Annotated in this window: 19 protein-coding genes; 2 read left to right on the top strand and 17 right to left on the bottom strand. The window is 70.8% G+C overall.

What is annotated here, in order from left to right:
* Positions 1 to 43: 43 nt before the first annotated feature.
* The 13 genes from ACFYY7_RS07075 to ACFYY7_RS07135 all read right to left on the bottom strand — a co-directional run bounded on the left by ACFYY7_RS07075 (position 44) and on the right by ACFYY7_RS07135 (position 12018).
* A complete protein-coding gene (locus tag ACFYY7_RS07075) occupies positions 44 to 1168 on the bottom strand; it encodes an HAD-IIIC family phosphatase (RefSeq protein ID WP_388658086.1) in 1125 nt (374 codons plus the stop codon).
* Positions 1169 to 1203: 35 nt separating this feature from the next.
* Positions 1204 to 2166, bottom strand: a complete 963-nt coding sequence (locus ACFYY7_RS07080) for a 3-oxoacyl-[acyl-carrier-protein] synthase III C-terminal domain-containing protein (protein WP_388658088.1) — start codon at positions 2164 to 2166, stop codon at positions 1204 to 1206.
* Positions 2163 to 3263, bottom strand: a complete 1101-nt coding sequence (locus tag ACFYY7_RS07085; RefSeq protein WP_388658091.1) for an acyl-CoA dehydrogenase family protein — start codon at positions 3261 to 3263, stop codon at positions 2163 to 2165. Before ACFYY7_RS07085 ends, ACFYY7_RS07080 begins: the two co-directional genes overlap by 4 nt.
* Positions 3256 to 3531 carry an acyl carrier protein gene (locus ACFYY7_RS07090; RefSeq protein ID WP_388658093.1) on the bottom strand — a complete coding sequence of 92 codons (276 nt, stop codon included), beginning with the start codon at positions 3529 to 3531 and terminating at the stop codon, positions 3256 to 3258. The genes ACFYY7_RS07085 and ACFYY7_RS07090 overlap by 8 nt, the downstream gene beginning before the upstream one ends.
* Positions 3528 to 4208, bottom strand: a complete 681-nt coding sequence (locus tag ACFYY7_RS07095; RefSeq protein ID WP_388658096.1) for an O-methyltransferase — start codon at positions 4206 to 4208, stop codon at positions 3528 to 3530. Before ACFYY7_RS07095 ends, ACFYY7_RS07090 begins: the two co-directional genes overlap by 4 nt.
* On the bottom strand, positions 4208 to 5074 hold the full coding sequence (locus tag ACFYY7_RS07100; RefSeq protein WP_388658099.1) for a 3-hydroxyacyl-CoA dehydrogenase family protein: 867 nt from the start codon (positions 5072 to 5074) through the stop codon (positions 4208 to 4210). Before ACFYY7_RS07100 ends, ACFYY7_RS07095 begins: the two co-directional genes overlap by 1 nt.
* Before the next feature lie 63 nt (positions 5075 to 5137).
* Positions 5138 to 6160, bottom strand: coding sequence for an NAD-dependent epimerase/dehydratase family protein (locus tag ACFYY7_RS07105; RefSeq protein WP_388658102.1), 1023 nt, complete (start codon positions 6158 to 6160; stop codon positions 5138 to 5140).
* A 28-nt stretch (positions 6161 to 6188) separates the two neighbouring features.
* The gene (locus tag ACFYY7_RS07110; RefSeq protein WP_388658105.1) at positions 6189 to 7397 is read right to left on the bottom strand and encodes a beta-ketoacyl-[acyl-carrier-protein] synthase family protein; all 1209 of its coding nucleotides are present in this window, start codon (positions 7395 to 7397) and stop codon (positions 6189 to 6191) included.
* Between the two features lie 14 nt (positions 7398 to 7411).
* Positions 7412 to 7714: an acyl carrier protein gene (locus tag ACFYY7_RS07115; RefSeq protein ID WP_388658108.1), complete on the bottom strand. Its 303-nt coding sequence runs from the start codon at positions 7712 to 7714 to the stop codon at positions 7412 to 7414.
* Between the two features lie 6 nt (positions 7715 to 7720).
* Entirely contained in the window at positions 7721 to 9004 is a 1284-nt protein-coding gene (locus ACFYY7_RS07120; protein ID WP_388658111.1) for an aspartate aminotransferase family protein, read from the bottom strand.
* Positions 9001 to 9456 carry a type II toxin-antitoxin system RatA family toxin gene (locus ACFYY7_RS07125; protein ID WP_388658113.1) on the bottom strand — a complete coding sequence of 152 codons (456 nt, stop codon included), beginning with the start codon at positions 9454 to 9456 and terminating at the stop codon, positions 9001 to 9003. Before ACFYY7_RS07125 ends, ACFYY7_RS07120 begins: the two co-directional genes overlap by 4 nt.
* 347 nt (positions 9457 to 9803) lie before the next feature.
* Positions 9804 to 10412: a TetR family transcriptional regulator gene (locus ACFYY7_RS07130; protein ID WP_388658116.1), complete on the bottom strand. Its 609-nt coding sequence runs from the start codon at positions 10410 to 10412 to the stop codon at positions 9804 to 9806.
* Between the two features lie 64 nt (positions 10413 to 10476).
* Positions 10477 to 12018: an MFS transporter gene (locus ACFYY7_RS07135; RefSeq protein ID WP_388658119.1), complete on the bottom strand. Its 1542-nt coding sequence runs from the start codon at positions 12016 to 12018 to the stop codon at positions 10477 to 10479.
* 1077 nt (positions 12019 to 13095) lie between these two features.
* Here ACFYY7_RS07135 and ACFYY7_RS07140 point away from each other — a divergent pair.
* Both ACFYY7_RS07140 and ACFYY7_RS07145 read left to right on the top strand, forming a co-directional pair.
* Positions 13096 to 13422: a hypothetical protein gene (locus ACFYY7_RS07140; RefSeq protein WP_388658122.1), complete on the top strand. Its 327-nt coding sequence runs from the start codon at positions 13096 to 13098 to the stop codon at positions 13420 to 13422.
* Positions 13419 to 13649, top strand: a complete 231-nt coding sequence (locus tag ACFYY7_RS07145; protein WP_388658125.1) for a MerR family transcriptional regulator — start codon at positions 13419 to 13421, stop codon at positions 13647 to 13649. Before ACFYY7_RS07140 ends, ACFYY7_RS07145 begins: the two co-directional genes overlap by 4 nt.
* A gap of 1098 nt (positions 13650 to 14747) precedes the next feature.
* Here the strand turns inward: ACFYY7_RS07145 and ACFYY7_RS07150 are convergent.
* The 4 genes from ACFYY7_RS07150 to ACFYY7_RS07165 form a co-directional block, all read right to left on the bottom strand.
* Positions 14748 to 15092: a DsrE family protein gene (locus ACFYY7_RS07150; protein WP_388658127.1), complete on the bottom strand. Its 345-nt coding sequence runs from the start codon at positions 15090 to 15092 to the stop codon at positions 14748 to 14750.
* Positions 15093 to 15389: 297 nt separating this feature from the next.
* A complete protein-coding gene (locus ACFYY7_RS07155; RefSeq protein ID WP_388658130.1) occupies positions 15390 to 17654 on the bottom strand; it encodes a UvrD-helicase domain-containing protein in 2265 nt (754 codons plus the stop codon).
* Entirely contained in the window at positions 17651 to 19567 is a 1917-nt protein-coding gene (locus tag ACFYY7_RS07160) for a Zn-binding domain-containing protein (protein WP_388658409.1), read from the bottom strand. Before ACFYY7_RS07160 ends, ACFYY7_RS07155 begins: the two co-directional genes overlap by 4 nt.
* A gap of 82 nt (positions 19568 to 19649) precedes the next feature.
* The gene (locus ACFYY7_RS07165; RefSeq protein ID WP_388658133.1) at positions 19650 to 22292 is read right to left on the bottom strand and encodes a hypothetical protein; all 2643 of its coding nucleotides are present in this window, start codon (positions 22290 to 22292) and stop codon (positions 19650 to 19652) included.

The following is a 22292-nucleotide window of genomic DNA, read 5'->3' on the forward strand; positions in this document are numbered from 1 at the left end:
CTCCCTTTACACGGTGGATGGGTGTGCGATCGGTGGCGGCAGCTCAGTGGTCCGCGGCAGCCCACTCGGTGAGGTCGGCGCCGGCATCGGCATCGGCATCGGCGGAGAACAGCCGGGGCGCCAGCACCCGCAGGTGTCCTGGAGCGTCCTGCCGTGCGGGTTCGAGGTGCAGCGCCTGCACGTCGGCGACCGTCGTCAGCGGCCCCAGGCAGGCACAGGCCTGTTCCTGGAAGCCGGCGAAGCGGTAGGCGACCTCCATCATCCGGTTGCGTTCCGTACGCCGGAAGTCCGCCGCCAGGTGCACACCGGCCGCGGCGGCCCCGTCGGTCAGCCAGCGCAGCAGCGCCGCACCGACCCCGAACGACACCACGCGGCAGGACGTCGCCAGCAGCTTCAGGTGCCATACGGCGGGCAGACGCTCCACCAGGATCACACCGACCGCGCCGTGCGGGCCGAAGCGGTCGGTCAGGGTGACGACCAGGACCTCGTGCCGCTCGTCCGCCACCAGCGCGCGCAGTGCCTCGTCGGAGTAGTGCACACCGGTCGCGTTCATCTGACTGGTGCGCAGGGTGAGTTCCTCGACCCGGGCTATCTCCTCGTCCCCGGCCCGCTCGATGCGCAGCTCCAGCCCCAGGGACCGCAGGAACTCCTCGTCGCTGCCTCGGTGTTCGTCACGCTCGGTGTCACGGCGGAAGCCCGCCTGGTACATCTCGCGCCGTCGCCGGGCATCGCCGGTGACCACTGCGGGGCTGAACTCGCCGAGGCCCGGCAGTGACAGGACCCGGTCGGCGGCGTAGCAGCGGACCTCGGGCAGGTTGAACTCGACCTCTGCCCGCTCAGCCGGCTGGTCGTCGATGAACGCGATCGTCGGCAGGGCGAAGTTCAGCTGCTCGGCGATCGCCCTGACCGAGTCGGACTTCGGCCCCCAGCCGATCTGCGGCAGGACGAAGTACTCGGCCAGGCCGAGCTTCTCCAGCCGGGTCCAGGCGTGCTCGTGGTCGTTGCGGCTGGAGACCGACTGGAGGATGCCCCGCGCGTCGAGCGCGACGACCACCTCGCGGACGGCGTCGGAGACCTGCACCTCCTCGTCCTCCAGCAAGGTGCCGTTCCACAGGGTGTTGTCCAGGTCCCAGACCAGGCATTTGACGGTGGTGTGCTGCTCCTGCACGAGCCTCTTCCCTCCCAAGTTCCCGGAAGATCCGGTCAGACTTCCCACAGGGTCACGGTCCACGCGGCCACGGGGCTGTTGCTCAGCACCACGACGTGGTCCCCACGCTCCAGCCCTCCCACGGCGAGCAGACGGTCCAGGTTGAGTACGACGTCCATCGCACCGAGGTGGCCCAGCTCCGCCAGATGCACTCCGCAGACCCGATGGATGGGCAGGTCGAGCGTGCGCTCGTAGAACTGGTACGCGCTTGCGGTGACGTTCTGCATCAGCGTCGCGGCGACGTCGTCCTTCGTGATACCGGCTTCGGCCAACACCTCGTCCACGAGCCGGCCGAGCCGGGTCCGGCTGTGCATGGCCAGTTCGAAGCTGTAGCGGTCGCGCGAGGAGCATTCCTCGCGCCACTGCTCGAACGGCGTGCGCTTGTAGTCGACCTTGAACAGGTCGTGGAAGCTGCCGTCGGCCTCCTGCCGGTGGGCCTTCAGCACCGGCCGGCCGCCGCGCACCATGGTCATGGCGAACGCTCCGTCGCCGATCACCGTGACGGGGTAGCGGACCCGGTCGGCGCCGGTGGGCCGGCTGCCGTAGGTGATCAGGATGCTCTCCCGGGACGGGTCGGCAAGCAGCAGGTCGCGGGCGAGTCCCCAGGCGACCGAGGAGCCGGCGCAGCCCAGACCGTCCACGGTGAGCGGAAACGTGCCGGCCAGCTTGGCGGCGTCCTGGATGTGGCAGGCGTCCGAGCCGATCAGGACGTCAGGGGCGCGCGAGGCGATGTGGATCATCATGTCCGGTTCGCCCGGGTTCGCCGCCAGTAGCTCGCGGCAGGCCCGGGCAGCGAGTTCCGTGGGCTCGACGCCCTCGAAGACGCCGACGGTACGAACACCTGCCTGATCGGCGAACTCCAGTTCCTGCGCGCTCAGCCCGGACACCTCCGGCAGCGAGGTGACGGGCACCCGCTGATGCGGAAGGAGGCAGTGCACGGCTCCGATGCCGATGGTCATGCCACCCCCTCCAGCACGCGCTCCGCCAGCATCAGCTGGCTGATCTCGTTGCTGCCCTCGATGATTTCCATCAACTTGGCGTCCCGGTACGCCCTGGCCACCACATGACCGTCCTGGGAACCCGCCGAGGCGAGCACCTGCACGGCGACGGACGCCCCGCGGGCGGCATTGCCGGCCGCGACGTGCTTGGCCAGCACCACCGCCTGCGTCAGCTCGGCGGAGCGGTCGTCCCAACAGCGGCTGGCGTGCTCGCAGACCCGGGTGGCGGTCTGCTCGGCGACCAACAGCTCCGCGAGATGGCGGGCCACCAGCTGATGCCGACCCAGCGGCTTGCCGAACTGCTCGCGGGACTTGGCATGTGCCGCGGCGGCCCGCAGGCAGGCCCGCAGGATGCCCACGCAGCCCCAGGCCACCGACATCCGCCCGTAGCTGAGCGCGATCGTGGTGAGCAGGCCCAGCGGCTGGCTGGTCCCGGACAGCACGTTGGCGGCGGGCAGCCGCACGCCTTCCAGGACCAGACCGGCGTGCCCGGCCGCCCGACAGCCGAGCGGGTCGGCGACCTTCTCCACCCGCACCCCGGGCGTGGTGGCCGGCACGAGCACGGCGGCCGCGCCGTCACCGAAGCGGCCGAACACCACCAGGTGGTCTGCGTAGGCGGCGGCCGTCGACCAGACCTTGTGGCCGTCGACGACGACCGAGTCGCCGTCGGGGCGGATCCGGGTGCCCAGCGCCGCCAGGTCACTGCCGGCCTGCGGCTCGCTGAACGCCACGGCGGCCAGTTCACCACCGGTGAGACGGGCGAGGTACTCCGCACGCTGCTCCCGGGTGCCGAACCGCTGAATGGTCCAGGCGGCCATGCCCTGCGAGGTCATGACGCTCCGCAGCGAACTGCACAGCGCTCCGGTCGCAGCCGTGAGCTCACCGTTCCGCAGGCTGGTGAGGCCACGGCCGCCCAGGGCTGCCGGGACCTCCGCGCACAGCACACCCTGGGCACCCAGCGTGCGCAGCAGATCCCGCGGGATCACGCCCGCCAGGTCCCAGCCCGCGGCCTCGACGCCCACCGCCTCGGCGACCAGCTTCGAGAGGTCGTCACTCACCGGCGCTGCCCGCCAGCCGGAGGACCATGGTGGCCATCTCGCGTACCGTGCGGAAGTTGGCCAGGGTCAGGTCGGGGCCGGACACGGTGACGTCGAAGGTGTTCTCCACGAAGACCACCAGCTCCATCGCGAAGAGCGACGACACCGCCCCGGACTCGAACAGATCGGCGTCGGACTCCCACACGGTCTTGGTGCGCGTCTCCAGGAATGCCTTCAGCTCTGCCTCGACGGAGGGGGCGGACAACTGGGTGGGCAGCGACTCGGTCATATCTGGTTCCTCTCGGCTTTCTTGTGGGCGATCGTGATGCCGTCGGCGACCGGGAGCATGGAGATCTCCACACGGTCGTCGTCGCGCAGCAGGGCATTGAGTTCGCGGATGGCGAGGGTGTCCGGATCCTGTGCTTCCGGGTCCACGACCCTGCCGAAGTAGAGGGTGTTGTCCAGCACGAGCGTCCCCCCGGGCCGCACCAGCACCAGCGCGTCTTCGTAGTACGTCCGGTAGTTGGCCTTGTCGGCATCGATGAAGGCCAGGTCGAAGCTGTCCGGACCGGCCTCCGCCAGCAGGGTCTTCAGGGTCTCGGCAGCGTCACCGAGCCGCAGCTCGATGCGGTCCGCGACCGACGCGCGCTCCCAGTAGCGCGCTGCCACCGAGGTCCAGCGCTCACTGATGTCGCAGGTCACCACCCGCCCGCCGGGCGGCAGCGCACGGGCCATGCACAGGCTGCTGTAGCCGGTGAACGTGCCGACCTCCAGCACCCGGGACGCTCCGGTGAGCCGGACCAGGAGAGCGAGCAACTGCGCCTCCTCGGGCAGCACCAGCATCGCCTGCAGCATCGGCATCCCGGCCGTCTCCGCTCGGAGTGCGGCCAGCACCTCGTCGTCGCGGAGCGACATCTCCCGTACGTAGTCCAGCAGTTCCGGACTCGTTGCCACCTGTCCGGCCATCAGACGTGGACCCCGGTGTAGGTGTAGAAGCCGCGGCCGCTCTTGCGTCCGTGGTGTCCGTCGCGGACCTTCCGAAGCAGCAGGTCGCACGGGCGGCAGCCCTCGTCACCGGTGCGCTCGTACAGCACCCGCAGCGAGTCGGCCAGGTTGTCCAGGCCGATCAGGTCCGCGGTGCGCAGCGGTCCGGTGCGGTGGCCGAGGCAGTCCTGCATCAGCGTGTCCACGTCCTCGGCACTCGCCCGGCCCTCCTCCACGATCCGCACCGCGTCGTTGATCATGCGGTGCAGCACCCGGCTGGTGACGAAGCCCGGGCCGTCGCCGACGAACACGCCCTTGCGGTCGAGCACCGCCAGCAGTTCCCGCACCGACGCCACTGCGGCGTCGCCCGTCCGGGAGCCGCGCACGACCTCCACGGTCGGGATCAGGTAGGAGGGGTTCATGAAGTGCACGCCCACCAGGTCCTCGGGGCGCGGCACCTGAAGCGCGGTCTCGTCGACCGGGATGGACGAGGTGTTGGTCACCAGCAGGGTGCCCCGGGGCACCACGGCACTGACCTCGGTCAGTGCCTTCACCTTCAGCGCCGCGTCCTCGGTGACCGCCTCGATCACCGCGTCGGCGCCGGCCACGTCGGCGAGCGAGCCGGTGGTCACCAGCTCGCCGACCGGGGCGTCCTCGGCCCTGGCCCCCATCAGCTGGGCCAGCCGCAGTTCCTGCTCGACCCGGCCGCGGGCCTGGTCCAGCCTCTCCGGGTCGACATCGACCAGCACCACCGGAACGCCACGCCCGAGGGCCAGCACCGAGATGCCGACCCCCATCACGCCCGCGCCCAGGACGGCCAGTCGATAGGTCGTCACATCCCTCGTCACCAAAGCCTCCGTAGTTGTCAGCAATCGATCACTCGATGGGGTTCGTGCAGGTCCCGTGCCGGTCTAGACAGGGATGAGGCTCCACTGTCGCGGCAGCCGCTTCGCGTGGCGGGGCTTGGCCTGCGCCCACCAACGCACCGAGCGGGCCAGCAGCTCGGACGGGTCGGCGACCCGCCGGGTCGGCCGGAAGGGCTCCGGCATGCTGGTGTAGCCCTCGAACATGCCCAGCAGCTCCACGGCGCGGAACTGCACCTCGGACAGGTGCTGTTCGGCAAGCGGCAGGAAGAAGCGGTGCCAGCGCCGGCTCGTGATGAACGGCGGGTACGCCACCGGCGTGATGCCCTCCTCCTCGCGCCAGTCGTTGAGCGTCCGGCAGATGACGCCGATCATTTCCGACAGCCTCAGGCAGCCGTCCCCCGCCGCGATGACCTCCACTGCGGGAGTGCCGGGCGCCGCCCCCAGCGCGGCGGCCGCGATCACCTCGGCGACCTGGTCGACCGGGGCGATCTCGACGAACCCGTCCGGATCGCCGACCACGGCGGGGGCCAGCCCGGAGACCAGCGCCTGCACCATCGTGTAGGGGCCTGAGAACCGGGAGATCGCACCATCGGTACGACGGCCGAAGACCAGCGGCGGCCGCACGATCGTCAGCGGGCCGGTGTGCGCCGCACGGACCAGGTCCTCGCATTCGGCCTTGGACCACTCGTATCCGTTGCGGTGCCGGCCGAAGGCGGAGGGCAGCGGCTTGGCGTCCTGACCCTCGACGTACGCGGTCGAGACGTGGACCACATGGGTTTCGCCGTCGGCGAGTTCGAGCACGGCCTCGGTGGTGCGGATGTTGGCCTCGGTGGCCTCGGCCTCGGTCATCGTCCACCGGGTGGAGGCGGCACTGTGGATCACCGCGTCCCAGTGCTGCTCGCGCAGCTCGGCCGGCGGCGGCTCGGCCCCCAGGACCCAGCGGGTCTCTCCGGGGCGGCTCGGCCGCCGCGTCACGGCGGTCACCTCGACCGACTCGCCCGCCCTCGCGAGCAGATCGGCCACCTCACTCCCGACCACGCCACCGGAACCGGTCAGCAGGACTTTCATCGAAGCCTTTCCCTCGTACGTATGCGCGTCATCGGCCGGGGGACAGAACCAGGCAGGCGTTGTGTCCGCCGAATCCGAAGGAGTTGGAGAGAGCGGCCGCCCTGGCGATCCGGCGGGGCGCGCCCGCGACCACATCGAGGAGCCCGGGCTCCTCGCCGCGGTGGTGGTTGGCCACCGGCGGCACCTCGCCGTCGGCCGCCACCGCGAGCGCGACCGCGGCTTGCACCGCGCCGGCCCCGCCGACCAGATGGCCCAGGACACCCTTGACCGCCGTCACCGGCGGGCGCAGTGTGCCGAAGGACTGCGCGATGGCGCGGGCCTCGGCCGCGTCGTTGCCCCAGGTCGAGGTACCGTTGGCGCTGATGTGGCCGATGTCCTGGGGGCCCAGCCCAGCGTCGGCGAGCGCCGCGTCGATGCAGCGGGCGGCCATCGAGCCGTCCTCGAGCGGGGCGACGACATGGTGGGCGTCGGAGTTGCTGCCGTATCCGGCGACCTCGCCCAGGATCGTGGCGCCCCGGGCCATCGCGTGGTCCCAGTTCTCCAGCACCAGGAAAGCGGCCCCCTCGCCCATCACGAAGCCGTCGCGGTCCTCGTCGAAGGGCCGGCAGGCGGACCCCGGGTCGTCGTTGCGCGTGGAGAGCACCCGCATCCGGGCGAAGGCGGACATCGCGACGGGTGTCACGCCGGCGTCCACCCCGCCGGCCACCACCGCGGTCAGCTCACCGGAGCGGATCTTCAGCATCGACTCGCCTATGGCGATCGCCCCGCTGGCGCATGCCGCGCTGTAGGTGAGGGAGGACCCCCGGGCGGCCAGCTTGAGGCTGATGCAGTCGGCGGGGGAACTGGGCATCACCCGCGGCACGGCCATGGGGGACACCTGGTCCGGCCGCCGGCCGACCTCCCCCACGATCCGCTCGACGGCGCTCAGGCCGCCGAAACCGGTGCCGACCGCGACCCCGACCGCGTCGGGCGCGGCGGCCACGTCCAGCCCGGACTGCCCGACCGCGTCCCTGGCGGCGGCGAGTGCCAGCATCGCGGGCCGCTCCATCCGCCGCTGCTCCCTGGGGCTGCAGTACGGCGTGAGGTCGAACGGCGGCACGGTGCACGCGAAGGTGACCGGCGAGCCGCCCTCAAGCAGCTCCGGCACGGTGGACGCGGTGGACTTGCCCGCGTGCAGCGAGTTCAGGACGTCCTTGAGGTGGTGGCCGCCCGGGGTCTTCAGTCCGATCCCCGTCACGGCCACCCGGGTCCTCATATGGTCGCCACTTCCGGCGAGAGCCGCTTGTGCATCAGCGCGACCGCGTCGCCGAGGTTCTGGAAGTGCCCCAGCTCATCGAGCGCCAGCCTGATGCCGAACTCGCTCTCCAGCCGTGCCCCGATCTCCGTCAGCTCAAGGCTGTCGATGTCGTACTCGGCCCGGAGGTCGGTGTCCTCGGCCAGCTCGTTCTCGGCGACACCCAGCACCACCGCGATGCACTCGCGGACAACCTGCGACACCTGGTCCCGGTCCATGCTCTTCTCCCCCTGTACGGATATGTGCGTTTCAGTGCTCATGTTGTTTCAGTGCTCTTCGCGTCCGCCGCCGGTCTGCGCCCGGGCCTGCGCGGCCGCTCCGTCCAGCGCCTCTGCCGCCTGGTCGATCTCCGCAAGCGAAGCCACCAGAGGCGGGAGCAGCCGCAGCGTCTCCGGACGGCTCAGACAGGGCGAGACCAGCAGGCCGCGTTCGGCGAGGCCGATCTGTACCTCGCCGGCGATCTCCGGCGTGGCGAGGTCGAGACCCCAGGCCAGCCCCCGCCCCCGGACCCCGGACACCACGTCCGGATGACGCCGGTGGAGGTCGGTGAGCGCGGCGTGCATCCGCTCGGCGAGAGCGACGCCGTGCTCGGCGTGCTCCTCCACGACGTCCAGTGCGGCCGGCAGCGCCGCCGTGCACAACGGCATCCCGCCGAAGGTGGCGGTGTGCCGGACCGGGTCGGACAGCAGCGGCTGGTAGAGAGCGTCGGAGCACACGGCGGCCGACAGCGGCACCACACCGCCGCCGAGCGGTTTGCCAAGCAGTACGGCGTCGACGGGGAGCCCCTCGGCCAGGGCGACCGACCGGGCGCCACAGCGCCGCAGCCCCACCTGTATCTCGTCGGAGATGGCGAAGGCGCCCACCGCGTGGGCATCCTCGCACCACTGGCGAAGCACCTCCACGTCGAGCGGAATCACGCCGTTCTCGCCCTGCACCGGCTCGAACACCACAGCGGCGACGGGCCGTTCCGCGGCAACCCGCGCGATCGCGTCCGGATCGTCGGCGTCCACGTGCACCACGCCGCCGAGCAGACCGTCGAGCCCGGAGCGGAAGCGCTCGTTGTGGGTGAGTGCCAGTGCGCCCATCGTCTTTCCGTGGAAGCCGCCGCGTACCGCGACCACGGTGTCCCGGCCGGTGGCCAGCCTGGCCAGCTTCACGGCGACCTCGACGGCGTCCGCGCCGTTGCTGCCGAAGTACACCCGGGGCAGCGCAGCCCCGAGGTACTCCACCAGCCGCTCGGCGGCACGGGCCGGGACGGTGTTCGCGAGCGAACGGGTCGAGGCCGGCATTGTGCCGAGCTGCTCCTGCACCGCGGCCACCACGGCCGGATGGCGGTGTCCCAGCAGCGTCACGGCGTAGGAACCGAAGTCCAGCATGCTGCGCCCGTCGGAGAGCTGCACCCGGCTGCCGCCGGCGGACACCTCGACGGCGCCTTGGCCGGCGAACTTGCCGGCGAACGAAAGCGCCGGGGAGAAGTGGCGGCGGATGAGGCGGAAGGTGTCCTTGGCATCGGCGCCGCGGCCGGCGTCCACGGAGGCCGCCGCGGTCATCGGCCGGTTCCGGCCGCCGCGCCTGCGGCGCGCTCACCCAGGCTGCCGAGCACCGCCTGGGAGAAGTCCCGCAGCGCGCGCTTCGCTATCGGGTCGAGCATCTCGGCCATGAGCGGGATTCCGAGGTCGAAGTCGACCTCCAGCTCCACGGTCGTCCGTGCGCCGTCGGCACCGACCTGCCAGTGCCCGGTGTAGCGGGCGAGGTCGCCCTCGGTCTGCCGGAAGTCGATCCGGCGCCGCGCCGGGTCGATGAGGTCCTCTTCCTCCCACTCCAGCTCGGAACCCCGGAGCTGGACGGACCAGCGGCTGATCCGCCGCTCGCCCTCCTGTCGGAGTACGTCGACCGCCGCGACCTCCGTCATGTACGACGGGAAGGCCTCGCAGTCCAGCAGCGCTGCCCAGACCCTCTCCGGGGACTCCCCCGTGATGTGGCGGGTGGAAACTACGGGCACTGGCGTTCCTTTCCGAACCACGCAAAAGCGCTCCGCGGCCGTGTTCGTGAACACGGCCGCGGAGCGCTGAACGGGCGCGGTGCGAGTCTGACGGGAGCGTCCCGGCGCCTGGGCGCGGCGGGTACGGCTGTACGCAAGAGGGAGATGAGTGAACGCGGCACGGCAATGAAGCCGGTGCGCGACAGCTGGGCGATCCGAAGTCTGGCCGGTTCCAGTACCTCACCTGAGGGTGGACCAACTGTTCTCGGACACACGTGTGCCCTGTCCGAAAAGCGTGACAGAAGCGCCGATGATCTGTCAACTTCGCAGGTGGCGCGGGGCGAAGGAGGCGCCGGAAGGTCCGGCTCCTAGAACCCCGCGTCCCCCAGGCCCTCTTCGAGGGCGGCGAAGGCCCGGTCGACGAGCTCGGGAAGTTCGGCGCTGTCGTCGTTCTCGGCCCAGACCCGGATGGCGGTCGCGGCGGCGGACAGGCAGGCCGCCACCACGACTTGGAGCCCGAGGTCGCCCTTGTCCCGCCCCGAAGCCTCGGACAGCACGGACACGAGATGCTGTTGTGTCAGGTTCTGGTTCTCCCAGAGCCTGGCGCGGAGCGACGGCGTCTCCAGGATCAGCCGGTAGCGGGCGAGCAGTGCGCCCCGGTCGGTGTCGTAGATCTGGGCCAGACCCGTCACGAAGGCCTGCCGGATCTTCTGGACGACCGACTCGCCGGCCGGCCGGGCCGCGACAAGTTCCCCGATCATCGGGTCGTAGTCGTCGTCGGCTGCGACATCCTCCTTCGTCCGGAAGTACCGGAAGAAGGTCATGTGCGATACGCCCGCCGCCGCCGCGATCTCCTCCACGGTGGTGGCGTCGAACCCCTTCTCCAGGAACAGGCGTGACGCCTGTTCCTGGATCGCCTGGCGGGTCGCCGCCTTCTTGCGTGCCCGCCAGTCCGACGGCTCCTTCTCGCTGCTCATGTGTCGATTATCCCGCCCGGCGGGGTCCGGGGAGCCCTTCCGGCGATCACACGCCCGGCGCCGGTCAACCCGCGATCACGGGACGGTCCGCCACCGCGAGCGAAGCCACCGCTCCGGAGGCCCGTGCGGGCAGGAAGAGCAGGCAGAGCGCCGCACCGAGCAGCACGACACCTGCGCAGCTCAGCATCACCGTCGACATTGCGTCCGCGAAAGCCGCTCCGGCGGCGGCCCGCAACGGGGCGCCCTGCGGTCCCATGCCGTCGGCGACCACGGCCGCGCCCATCACCGATTCGCGAGCCGCGTCCGCCGCAGGGGCGGGCAGGCCGAGGAGCGCGTCACCGAGCCCGCCGCTGTACACGGCGGACATCACGCTGCCCAGCACCGCGACGGCCAGCGCGCCACCGATCTGGCGCAGGGTGTTGGTGACCGCCGCCCCTGCACCTGCCTCGTCGCCCACCTCGGCCGTGACGGCATCCATGGCCGGCGCCATCGCCCCGCCGATACCGACACCGCACAGCGTCAGGCCGGTAGCCATCGGACCGTAGCCACCGTCGGCCGTGACCTGGGAGAGCACCACCAGGCCGACGGCGAGGACCAGCAGGCCGATCAACACGGTGATCTTGGTTCCGATCAGCTTGTCGACCGGCCCTGCCACACCGCCCGCCACCAGCAGGCCCCCCATCAGGGGCACGAGCCGCAGACCCGTGCCCAGCGCGTCATGACCGTGCACCGCCTGCAGGAACTGCGGTACGACGAACAGCACGCCGAACAGCGCGACGGACACCGCCACGGCCGCCATCGTGCCCCAGGTGAACCGCGCGTTGCGGAACAGCGCCGGGTCCACCAGCTTGTCCGCCGCACGGCGCTCCCAGAGCACGAAGGCCGCGAACAGCACGACGGAACCCACCAGCAGGACGACGGTGCGAACCGAACTCCAACCCACCTCGGGGGCGCTGATGAAGCCGTAGATCAGCGCCACGATGCCGCCCACCGCGAGCAGCGCGCCGGGCACGTCCAGCCGTGCTGCCGCCGGATTGCGGGACTCCCGCAGCAGCACCACACCGGCGGCCACCGCGATCGCCACCACCGGCACGTTGATCCAGAACACCGAGCCCCAGTAGAAGTGCTCGAGCAGGAAGCCGCCGACGATCGGCCCGAGCGGAAGCCCTCCGGCGATGGCCGCCGTGATGACCGCGATCGCCTTGGGGCGGTCCGCGGCGGAGAAGGTCGATGCGACGAATGCCAGCGTCAGGGGCATGACGATGGCGGCACCGGCACCCATCAGGGTGCGGGCGGCGATCAGTGCACCGGTCGAGTCGGCCAGCGCCGACCAGACGGAGGCCACGGCGAAGATCCCCAGCCCGCCGAGGAGCACCCGCTTGCGCCCGTACCGGTCACCGAAGAGCCCGGCGGGCAACATCGCACCTGCGAACGCGAGGGAGTAGGAGTCGACGATCCATTGCAACTCGGCCGTGGTGGCGTGCAGGGATTCGGAAATGGTGGGCAAGGCCACGTTCAGGATCGTGATGTCCAGGCTCACCACCAGCGTCGCCAGACACAGCACAGCGAGCAACCACCACTGTCCGCCTGACCTCTGACGGTCCATGGCCCCTCCAAGCTCTAGTTACCGACTAACATGTTATAGACTAACACCAGCCGGGAGGGAAGCGGCAAGTCGCCGGGCGCACGGGCGCTCACAAGGCGGGGGCGTGACGGCCGTCACCATTCGAGAACCGTCAAGGCGTTCGCCTCCCGGATCTTCCGCCCCCTATCGTCGTCATGCACCTATCGGACTCCTCAGCCCAACACCACTGGAACCGCCCGCGCTTTGAGGCGCCGGTTCCGACGAAACGGATGGCTGCACGTGGACCTGGTCTCGACCCACCCACCGGCCGATGCCCAAAAGTTCGAGCCTTCAAGGACCGCGACAGCCGGCCCGCCACGGCGCGACCCAGCCGCTCCCGGCACGCCGACCCCATGCGACGGCGACCGCCCCATCACGGATGCGCGAGCCACTTTCACCGCGGGCCCGGAAGGGTCGAGCCGCACTCCGTCGAAGCGACCGACCCGGTGAGAGGACGCCACGGCACAGCGCCGCGGCCCCTGTGACGCAAGTCACAGTAATCGAACTACAAACCCGTTCGAGCCCACCAGTTCGACCGCCTTATGGTTCGTCACGCGAGATCACAGGCACGCGAAATCCATCGCCTGTGCAAACTCACGCGTCCGGATACATCTGTTCTGATGAAACGGATCAGCTCACGTGCAGCAGCCTTCACCTCCTTCCTTGACCGAAACGCGAGAAGCGGAATCCATGGGGGATATTCCGCTTCGCCCGTCGTGCGCATCCCAGCACTGTCGGCGCGACCCGAACACACCCCCCGGTCATCGCAGTGACGGCTCTGCGCCTCTCATCTGTCGGAGCTGCAGCGATCGCCTGCGGCACGACCTCGCGGGGCTCCCCGCCCTGTACGAGGAGTGCGAACTCGCTCTGGCCCGCCCGATCCTCCGGTTCGGCGAGCGGGTCAGCGGTATCCGGCGCTCCGGTATTCCGCTCAATACCGAGGCCGTCAGAGCACGGTCCGAGATGCTGGGAGTACTGGCCTCCTGGGCTGCCTTGGTGGCAACTGAACGAGGCATATGCAAACCCACAGAGCGCACCACCCGGAGCCTGAGTCGCTTCTTGGCACGTCACCTCGACTGGCTGATCACCCATTCCGCAGCCAGCGACTTCACCCACGAAGTAGCCATGCTGGTACGTGCGGCAGAAAAGGCCGCCCGCCCGGACTCGGCCCCGCAGATCGACCTCGGGCCCTGTGTGCACCCGGGATGTGACAGCCAGATGTACGCGCAGACGCCCTCGACCGGGGAGGGTCCGTCCCCGGACGTGCGCTGCGACGCGGGGCATGTCTGGCCTCCCCACCAATGGCTGCTCCTGGCCCGTCGGCTCAACCGCATCGGGGAACCGGTTGCCGCGGGCGCCGGCGGGGACGAGGCGACGGGGCGATGACCCGTCATTCCGCCAAGGGGAAGATCACCGTCTCGACCCAACTGGCAGCCATGGCGGCGGGGGTGACCGAAGCGACCATCCGGAAGTGGGCCAGCCGCGGCAAGCTGACCCGCTACGGCAGCCCCGGCAGGGCCGAGTACGCGATCGACGAGCTACTCGACCTCGCCGTCGCCCGCAGCAGGCCGAGCAAGACCAAGGGCGCGGCCGGCCCACCCGAAGCGGGCTAGACAGCCGCCTCCCCGACCGGGCACACAGCCCGGCCCGGGAGGCGGCTTCTCGCCACTGACGCCCAGTCGGAGAATCCGTCGGGCGTGCGTCAGGTCAGCGGAAGTAATCGCCCGTAACTCTGTACGTGCAGCTTCTCGACGCATCTGCGCGCCATTCGGACTTGAAGGTGGCAGCGCACCGGACGCTTTCCTCACGCATTCAGTTGTTGCCGGATGAGCATGCCGAGTCGCTGCCATGCGGGGGCGAGGCGCCGACCGTCCCAGGACGAGAACGATGGCCGCGAGGCCTTACGCCATCGCGTCGAACGAAAGCACGGCGAGCCCGGTGACAGCGGTCAGCCGGTCACCGGTATCAGGAGGTTCCTCGGCACTCGGAGCTCCACCGTTCGAGGTCAGGACGGCCGGCGTCACCACGGCGCCATCATCGCCCTCGCACGGCCCTGGCCCCTACGCCGACCACCTCCGCCGTGAGCTCGCGGTCGCCGCGAACGCCGGCGGGGATGCTCGCGCCTTGGCCCGAGCGGCTGACCGCGCCCCTGGGGTCGGCCGCCCAGCCAACCCCATTCCCAGGCCCACTACGGGGAGTGATCAAGCAGGAGAGGCTCGGTGAGCACCCCGACAAGCCTTCCGTCGGCCACCTGCCAAACGCGGAAGCCGCCTCCCGATCGGGCGTACAGCCTGACCGGAAAGGCGGCCTTCCAGGGCTGACGATACGTAAGGAAACATGCTGAACGAGCGTCAGATGAGCGTCGGGACATCGCCCGTAACACCCGCACCGCACATCATTCGCACTGGTAAAATCGCAGGTCAGGCATCCTTCTTGACCGGCTCCAGAATCGCCACGCACTCCACGTGGTGCGTCATCGGAATCATGTCGGCCTGGACGGGATCGGAAAAATACCAGGTCAGGCGAGGTTCCTCGGCTCTCCGTGGATCTTCCGGGACGGCAGGAGCGTCATATGAGCGTCACGGCCGACACGTCCAGCGGGCTGCTGGAGGAGCCGGCCGCGCTCGCGGGCCGAGAAGGTCCGCGGAGAGGGACTGCGACTGATGGCCGAGGGCGGGCCCATGGTGACGGTGCTTGAAGCGGCCGACCCGTCACCAGACCGGAACGAGCGACCACCCCTGGTGCTGCCGCAGGGCAAGATGCCAGACAGCCGCGTCCACGACGCCGACCCACGGAGGGAGAACCTCCGCTGTCAGCCCGCGGCCCTTGAGGGTGTTGGCGCAGACCAGTACACGGGCACCGGCTTCGTGCAGCGCCGCCGCTTCGGCGGGCGGGATCCGGTCGAGGATCAGGTCGACGCCCGCGCCGTAGAGGACAATCTCGACGTCCAGCGGGTGGTCCGCTGCGGCCAGTAGGTTCGTGGTGGCCCGTGCGACGCGGTCGGGCTGGGGAGCGGCAACGACGACGCGGACGGTGGCCGCTCGGGAAGTAGGCATGCAACACAGCCTCCCACAACCGGAGTCGACGGCCGCGCCGACTTCTATTTGACGCCTCCACGATCGCCGTGCGGTGGCGGACACACTCCGTACGGGTCGGCCGGTTGGCGAGGTTGGCCAGGGGGGTCATGACGTCCACCAGCACTCCGTCCGCACGCCGCCGCAACCACAAGCGGACCATCCTGGCTTCAGGCGTTGTTCCCGGCGGCACGGCCCACCGCATCGATCACACTCCGACAGCTCCAAGGACATCACGCCTCAACGGTCAGCAACGCCGGTGGAGAGGAGTGCGCCCTTTCACCGGGGCGGAAGCAGCGGTGCCAGGAAGCGACTCGGCTCACCGTGCCAGGTGATGGCGAGCGCGTCACGGGCGCGGGTGGCCGCGACGAAGAGCAACGAGCGCGCCCGGTCCAGCTCACGCTGGTGGCGGCTCGGGTCCGTGCGTTCCCACGCGTCCACGGAGGTGCGGGGTACGAGTCCCTCGGAGACCCCGGCGATGATCAGGCAGCGGTACTCCAGTCCCTTGAATCGGTACATGGTGCCGATGTGGACACCCTGGTCGTTCCGCGGTCCGTCCTGTGTGATCTCCGTCGGGGTGATGCCGCGTCGGGCGAGGCGGTCGGCGAGCTGGGTGACCATGTCGTTGGTGGGGACGCAGATCGCCGTGGACTCGCGGGGCACGTCGTGCCAGTCGCGCAGCTGCTCGACGACGTGGTCCATTTCCTCGTCCCAACTGCGTGCGCCCCGCAGGGACGGGCTCGAGCCGTGGAGGACGGAGCGGTATCCGGCGATCGTCTCGGCACTGCCGTCGAGGTCGTCGTAGTCCGCGTCGTCCAGGACCCGGATGGCGTCGCTCAGGATCTCCCGCGTGGTGCGGTAGCTGAGGGTCAATCGGGAGGACCGGCCGCGGATGTGGACGCCGAGGCTGCCGAGTGTGACCTGGTTGTCGTAGATCCGCTGGTGCGTGTCGCCGACGAGGAAGATGTCGTCGGGCTCGGCCGGCACCATGGCGCGCAGCATCTTCCAGTGGGCGGCGCTGAGATCCTGCGCCTCGTCGACCACGATGTGCCGGTAGCGGTAGCGCAGCCAGGCACCGGAGCCGGCCTCGACGTGGAGGTTGTCCAGGCCCCCGCGGTCGTCGCGTTCCTCGGATCGCCGGTCGATTCTGGCCTTGCGAGCGATCTCCAGCCGGGCCGCTCGCTCGGCGACCTGGCGGTGGGTCTCCAGCCCCTTGGTCTCCAGGCGCTGGGTGAAACGTTCGGCGAGCTGCCAGATGCCGGCTCGCTCGGCGCGTGTGACGCTGCGTCCTCGGCCCGCGCGCCGTGCGGCGAAGTAGTCGCTCCGGGAGGTCACGGCCTGGCCGAGGACGACCTGGTTCCACTCGTCGCTGAGAAACTCGGCGCTCCAGCGGTTCTCCCCTGCCTCCACCAGCAGCTCCCGCCACTCGCGCAAGGCTGCCGTGTCGTCGATCCGCCGCTTGGCGCTGCCCGGGTCGGCCTCGCTGACGAGGCGGGTGGCGAGCTGGTCGACGTGGGCGATGTCGACCCGGGCCAGTACGTCGGGGCCGCCGAGCGAGAGGAGCCGGGCCCGCAGGTCGGCGGCGAGGTTCTTGTTGAACGTGGTGAGCAGGACGGGCTTGTTACGACCGGGCGGGAGCGCCCGCACCAGATGGCACACACGGTGGAGGGCGACGATCGTCTTGCCCGTCCCCGGCCCGCCGCCGACCCGGGCCGGGCCCGAGTAGCGCCGGTGGACCAGCTTCTCCTGGGTGGGGTGGAGGAAGATCTTCCACCGCCCGAAGTCGCCCTCCTCCAGGATGCTCTGCAGGAACTCGTCATCGGTGATCACCACGGTCTGGGAACGGTCGACGGCCGCCTGCCAGTCGTCGGTGTCGAGGTTCTGCTCGGGTTCGCTCACGGCGACGGGCGCGGTGACCTGGTCCATGACCGCTTCGTAGGGAACCCCGTCGCGCAGCCGCAGGAGGACTTCACCGGTGTGGCGGGGCGCGTACTCGGCGAGGCCGAGCAGCTCGTCGTCCGTGGTGAGTTTCCGGACGATCGGGATGAGCGGTTCGGCGACGCCGAGGGCCGCGAGCTGTTCGTCGGTGTACGCGGCGAACAGGCGCTCTTCCACCGGCCTGTGGGGGGCGGGTTCCGGAGCGGGAGTTGCGAGCGGCGCGGGTTCGCGGCGCTGCACGTGCTCCTCGACGACCTGGAGGTCCACGTATTCGATGGCACCGGTGATGTGGTTGATGCCGTAGTTGAGCCGGTCCAGGTTCTTGTGGACGTGGCCGCGGTGCTTGACCGAGACGAGAAGCCAGTCGTCACCGCCCAGGCGGATCATCAGGGCCCGCCACTCGCGGTTGACGCGCGCCGACCAGAGCCGGTCGTGGCCTTCCAGCTGCTTGAGGTCGAAGCCGCCGGCGTCCGGGTTGCGGCGGAAGTCGTGCTGGAACTTGTAGAACGCGCCGAGGACGGCGCGGTCCAGTTTGACGATTTCCTTGTCGGCCTTGTCCAGCAGGCGCAGGGTCACGCCGGTCCTGGGCGCGCCGGTAACCGTCATCGCTCGTTCTCCTCGTGTTCGTTCGTGGCCGGACCGGCGATTTTGCGCACCAGCCCGGCGAGTTCGCCGGCGTCCCATTCCGTCGCGGTGCGGACCTGCCAGCCCGCGTCCCGGTAGGCCCGGTCGCGTTGTTCGGCGTCGATGTCCCGGTTGCTGCCCGGGTCCGGCCGGTGTGCGAGGACGACACCGATCCGCCGGGCAGGCCAGGCGAGTTCGGCGGGCCAGGCGGCTGCGCCGAGTTCGTAGCCGGCCTCGGGCGCGGGCAGGCCGAGGCCGGCGAGGACGCGGGCGAGGCCAGGGAGACCGGGGTCGTCGATGAGGAACTCGATGACCTCGTCCCAGGCGGGGTCGCGGACGGCCGCGGGGGCCTCCTCGGCGGTCTGCCCGACCGCCTCGGGTTCGTGTGCCCGCCGCTGGGAGGTGAGCCACCCGACGCCGCCGGTGACCGCCAGTTCGGCCGGTTCGAATCCCGGCAGCATGGCGGCTGTGAGCTGGACCCCGTCTCCCTCGCCCGCGTCGAGGAACTGGAGCAGGTTGCTCCAGTAGAGCCAGGCCTGCCAGCGCCGCCGGTGTGCGGCCTCGTCCGCCGCGACCACGTCCGCGCTGTCGTCGAGCACGGTCAGTGCGGTCCAGACCGCCCCGGTCTGTCCCCTGCGCAGGTCGAGCGCGATGGTGAGCGGACACCCTGACGTGTCCCGGGTCGCCATGATCTGGACGGCGCCCTGTCCTCCGGCGAGCCGCTGCCCGTGCAGCGCCTCGCCGATCCTGCGGCCGGTCTCCTCGCCGTCGGCCAGCGCCCTGCTGGTCGCCGACACGGCGGCGAAGCCCGCGAGCGCGCTCTGGGTGCGGCGCCGCCAGGCGTCGGGGTCCGGGTCGGTGAGGTACCCGATCAGTGTCTCGACGGGGTTGGCCCACACGAAGCGCGACAGGTCCCGGGTGTCGCCACCGTGCATGCGCCGGTGGACGTCCATGGCCGTCTTCTGCGCGGTGTTCGGGTACGGCTTCCAGACGGGGTCGGCCTGCGGCTTCGTCCGCCCGGTCCACGCCTGCACGTCGTCCCAGGTGAGCTGGAAGACCTGCCAGCCTGCCGCCCGCAGGCGGGTGCGTTTGCCCGCGTCGTCCTCGGCGGTGAGGTGCTCGGGGCTCGCGTGATAGCGGTAGCCGTCGAGGTAGACGGCCACCCGCCGGTCGTCGTCGGTGCTGTGGAAAACGACGTCGGGCCGGGTGAAGCCGAGCGGTGTCTGCGTCTCCATCTGCCAGCCGCGGACCGTGCCGTCGGGTGCGGTGAAGCGCAGGGTCGTGTCCCTGGTTCCGTCGGCGGTGAGTGCGGTGCGGACGCTGACCTCGTCCACCCGCTCGGCCCATTCGAGCAGCCCGCGCCGGAAGAGTGCCTCCAGTTCGCTCTCCACCTGGTGCACGAGGGTGATGTCCCTGGCGGTGGCGACGGGTTCGGTACTCCACCGGTCGGCGGTGCGGCCGAAGAGGTCACCGAGCATGTCCAGCGCGTGCTCGCGGGAGACGAGTTCGTACTCGCCGTCGGTGACGTGCCGCAGCAGGCAACGGTGGCACGCGGGCCGGCCCTGGCCGACGCACACGCAGGTCTCGATCACCTGGCGGGCATCCTCCAGGACACCCCTGAGCCCGTCCTGGCCGGCGAGGCGGTGCAGATATCCGGTGCCCCCGGGCAGCGTGTCGTACAGCACGAGGAAGTGACGGCGCAGGGCGGCCTCGCCGCGTTCCTCGGGCATGGAGTCGGTGACGACGGCGAGGTGGTCGGGGTCGCCGCCGTAGCTGCGGGCGATACCGGCCAGCAGCAGCGCCTTGAAGGAGGCGAGCCGTTCCTGGGTGTGGGCGGTGACGGCGGGGATGAGGATGCGCAGGGCGTCGGTGCGCAGCTCGTGGGCGAGCAGCACCTTCTCGCCCCGCCGTGCAATATCCGCCCCGCCGCGCCTCCTGGGGCACCAGGGCCGGTGGTATTTGCCGTACGCGGCCGGGTCACCGGTGTCCTGGGCGGCGGGGCCGCCGTCGGGGTCGGCGAAGCCGCACGCGTCGCAGACCCAGAAGGGATTGAGGCGGACCTCCCGCCCGGCGAAGGCCGTGTCGGTGCCGCCGTCCACCCGGGTGGCTCCGGTGTTGATGTGGCGAATGCGTGCCTGGCGGGTGAACTCCCAGCCGAAGGTGGCGTGTTCGTGCTTCCACGCCTGTTCGACGTCTTTCGCGTCGATGTCGACGGCGGGCACGACGGTGTAGTGCCGCCTCTCCCGTTCGTCGCTGTCGTCGCGGACGCGGACGTCGTCGCGTTCGTCCCGGGAGGTGACGCGGCGCGGCACCAGGACCTTGTGCAGGCAGCCGACGTCTCCGATGGCCGCGGACCGGCAGCGGGGGCAGGGCAAGGGGTCCTGCTCGGCACGGTGGGTGCGGACGTGCCCGCAGTCGGGGCAGACGCGCCACCAGATCCAGGCCGGGCGGCCGGGACTGCCGATGTCCAGTCCGGTGACACGGTGCTTGTAGCCCTGGGCGTAGTAGTGGTTGCCGGGGGCGAACTCGGAGAGGGCGAGGCGCGCGGGGCGACTGTGGTGGAGGGTCTTGCTGTGGTCCTTGCGGGTGCCGTCGCCCTGCTTCTCCGTCCAGGTGAGGGTGGCCTCCAGTTCGGTGGCCGAGTCGATCAGGCTGTAGTTCGGCAGCAGGCCGAGGTCGACGAGCGCGCCGTGCGCGGTGGTACGGCTGATCTCGCGGGAGACGCGTGGCGGAGGTCTGGCGGTCGCGGCCGGCCAGGCGGTAGACGAACGTGTCCTTCGGGTGGACCACCCGCTCCGGGCGGCCGGTCTCGGCGTTGGTCCGCTGGACGAAGACCTCGTCCCGGTAGTCCTGGACGCGGGAGGCGGGGATCATCCAGCTGCCGCCCGAGGGGTCGCCGCCCTTGGCGACCTCGTACAGCTCCTCCTCGGCGATGAAACCGGTGTACGACATCAGGCCCTCGTACACCGCGCCGAGCTGGTTGATGCCGAGTTGGGCGTACGAGATGAACCCGCCGCGTTCCCTCCCCTTGCCCTGGGTGAGCATCAGGCGGCGCAGCACCTTGTGCAGTGTCTCGTTGCGCAGCCGGGTGTCCAGGAACGGGCGGCGGCGCTCGCCCTCGCCGCCCCGGTACGCCGGGTTCTCGATCTGGTCGTCCGAGATGAGGCGGACGGCCTCCTTGGTGAACAGTTCGGAGCGCAGGGCCTCGAAGCGCAGTCCCGCGCTGGTGCTGCGGGCGGCGGCGCGGCGGGCGCGGTCGGCCTCGCGGACGCGTTCGGTGTGCTCGGCCCGGGTGATCGTGCCGGCGGCGAGGAGGCCGTCCGCCTCCTGCTCGGCCCGGGCGGCCTCGCGGACGGCGGCCTCGGCCGTCAGGTCCTCGGGTTCGGTGCCGTAGCGGCGGTGGCCGTTCTCGACCTTGTCGAAGAGCAGGTCCAGCGACTCGTACAGGTGGAAGCCGCGCCGGGAGCGCTCGCCGACGAGGTCGCGCAGGACGAGGTCGCCGAGGCGCTGGAGGCCGTACCCCCGCTCGTACTCCGGGTAGTCGGAGGGCAGGATGCCGAGCGCGGGGCCGGCCTCGGCGTACAGCAGGAACAGGATCCGGTACAGGTAGCGCAGCGCCTCGCGGCTGAGCTCCTTGGCCAGGCGGGCCGGGTCGTCGAGTTCGGCCGGGGTGATGCCGTTCTCCGGTTCGCGCAGGCGGTCCAGGACCTCGCCCGCGATCCACTCGACGCTCAGGCGCAGGCCCTCGCGCAGTTCGGTGGAGACTCCGACGGCGTGCTTGCCGGACTTGTCGAGGAAGGCGGCGAGCGGCGCGGTGCCGCCCTCGGTGGGGACGCGCAGCGAGTCGGCGCCGAACAGGGCGGCCACGGTGTCGAGTTCGCCGCCGTGGCGGTCGTCGCGGCGGTTGAGGGCCGCGTCGAGGTCGGCGGCCAGGTAGCGGCCCTCGTGCCAGGCGAGGCGGTCGGCGAGGACGATGACGCCGCCGACGAGCAGCAGGACGTAGCGCGGGGGTGTGTCGCAGGCGAAGAGGAAGTCGGTGACGGCCTTGGCATCTTCGAGAGGAGTCGCCGACGTCTCCAGGGCGACGGGGTGGAGCAGACGGCCGGCGCCGTCCGGGTCGAGAGCGGCGTCGGGCTCGGTGGTCCAGCCGCAGGAGACGGCGTACAGGCCGGGTTCGGCGTGGGCGACCTGGACGGTGTACGCGTGGTCGGCGCGGTGGACGGTGACGGTCTGCTCGTGGGCGGCGGTGTAGCCGAGGGCGTGCAGGGTGTCCAGATGGACTTCGGTGTACCGCTTCCGCCAGCCCTCGGGCTCGGGCGCGTCGGGTTCGGCGAGCGCTTCCGCGTCCTCGGCGAGGGCGGCGCGGCCCGCGAAGTAGGGGCCGCGCAGGGCGCGCAGTCCCTCGCGGGGGGTGCGGGCGCGCGGGGGTACGGAGGCGGGGTCGAGGCCCTGGCGCTTCGCCTCGGCGACGGCGTCGGCGTGGCGGCGGCGTTCCTCCTCCTCGAAGGCGGCCCAGCGGGCGAGGAGGCCGTCCTTGGCCTTGAGGTCCTTCGGGAGGACCTCGGCGAGATAGTGGGCCGAGAGGTAGTCGCCGTGGTTGACCAGCGAGTCGTACGTCAC

It is taken from the genome of Streptomyces sp. NPDC001933 (genome assembly GCF_042890955.1).
Lineage (GTDB): Bacteria > Actinomycetota > Actinomycetes > Streptomycetales > Streptomycetaceae > Streptomyces.

Coding starts and splice junctions, on each gene's coding strand:
- ACFYY7_RS07080 (WP_388658088.1), bottom strand. CDS start 2,166: ATGACCATCGGCATCGGAGCCGTGCACTGCCTCCTTCCGCATCAGCGG.
- ACFYY7_RS07090 (WP_388658093.1), bottom strand. CDS start 3,531: ATGACCGAGTCGCTGCCCACCCAGTTGTCCGCCCCCTCCGTCGAGGCA.
- ACFYY7_RS07095 (WP_388658096.1), bottom strand. CDS start 4,208: ATGGCCGGACAGGTGGCAACGAGTCCGGAACTGCTGGACTACGTACGG.
- ACFYY7_RS07105 (WP_388658102.1), bottom strand. CDS start 6,160: ATGAAAGTCCTGCTGACCGGTTCCGGTGGCGTGGTCGGGAGTGAGGTG.
- ACFYY7_RS07115 (WP_388658108.1), bottom strand. CDS start 7,714: ATGAGCACTGAAACGCACATATCCGTACAGGGGGAGAAGAGCATGGAC.
- ACFYY7_RS07120 (WP_388658111.1), bottom strand. CDS start 9,004: ATGACCGCGGCGGCCTCCGTGGACGCCGGCCGCGGCGCCGATGCCAAG.
- ACFYY7_RS07130 (WP_388658116.1), bottom strand. CDS start 10,412: ATGAGCAGCGAGAAGGAGCCGTCGGACTGGCGGGCACGCAAGAAGGCG.
- ACFYY7_RS07135 (WP_388658119.1), bottom strand. CDS start 12,018: ATGGACCGTCAGAGGTCAGGCGGACAGTGGTGGTTGCTCGCTGTGCTG.
- ACFYY7_RS07145 (WP_388658125.1), top strand. CDS start 13,419: ATGACCCGTCATTCCGCCAAGGGGAAGATCACCGTCTCGACCCAACTG.
- ACFYY7_RS07150 (WP_388658127.1), bottom strand. CDS start 15,092: ATGCCTACTTCCCGAGCGGCCACCGTCCGCGTCGTCGTTGCCGCTCCC.
- ACFYY7_RS07155 (WP_388658130.1), bottom strand. CDS start 17,654: ATGACGGTTACCGGCGCGCCCAGGACCGGCGTGACCCTGCGCCTGCTG.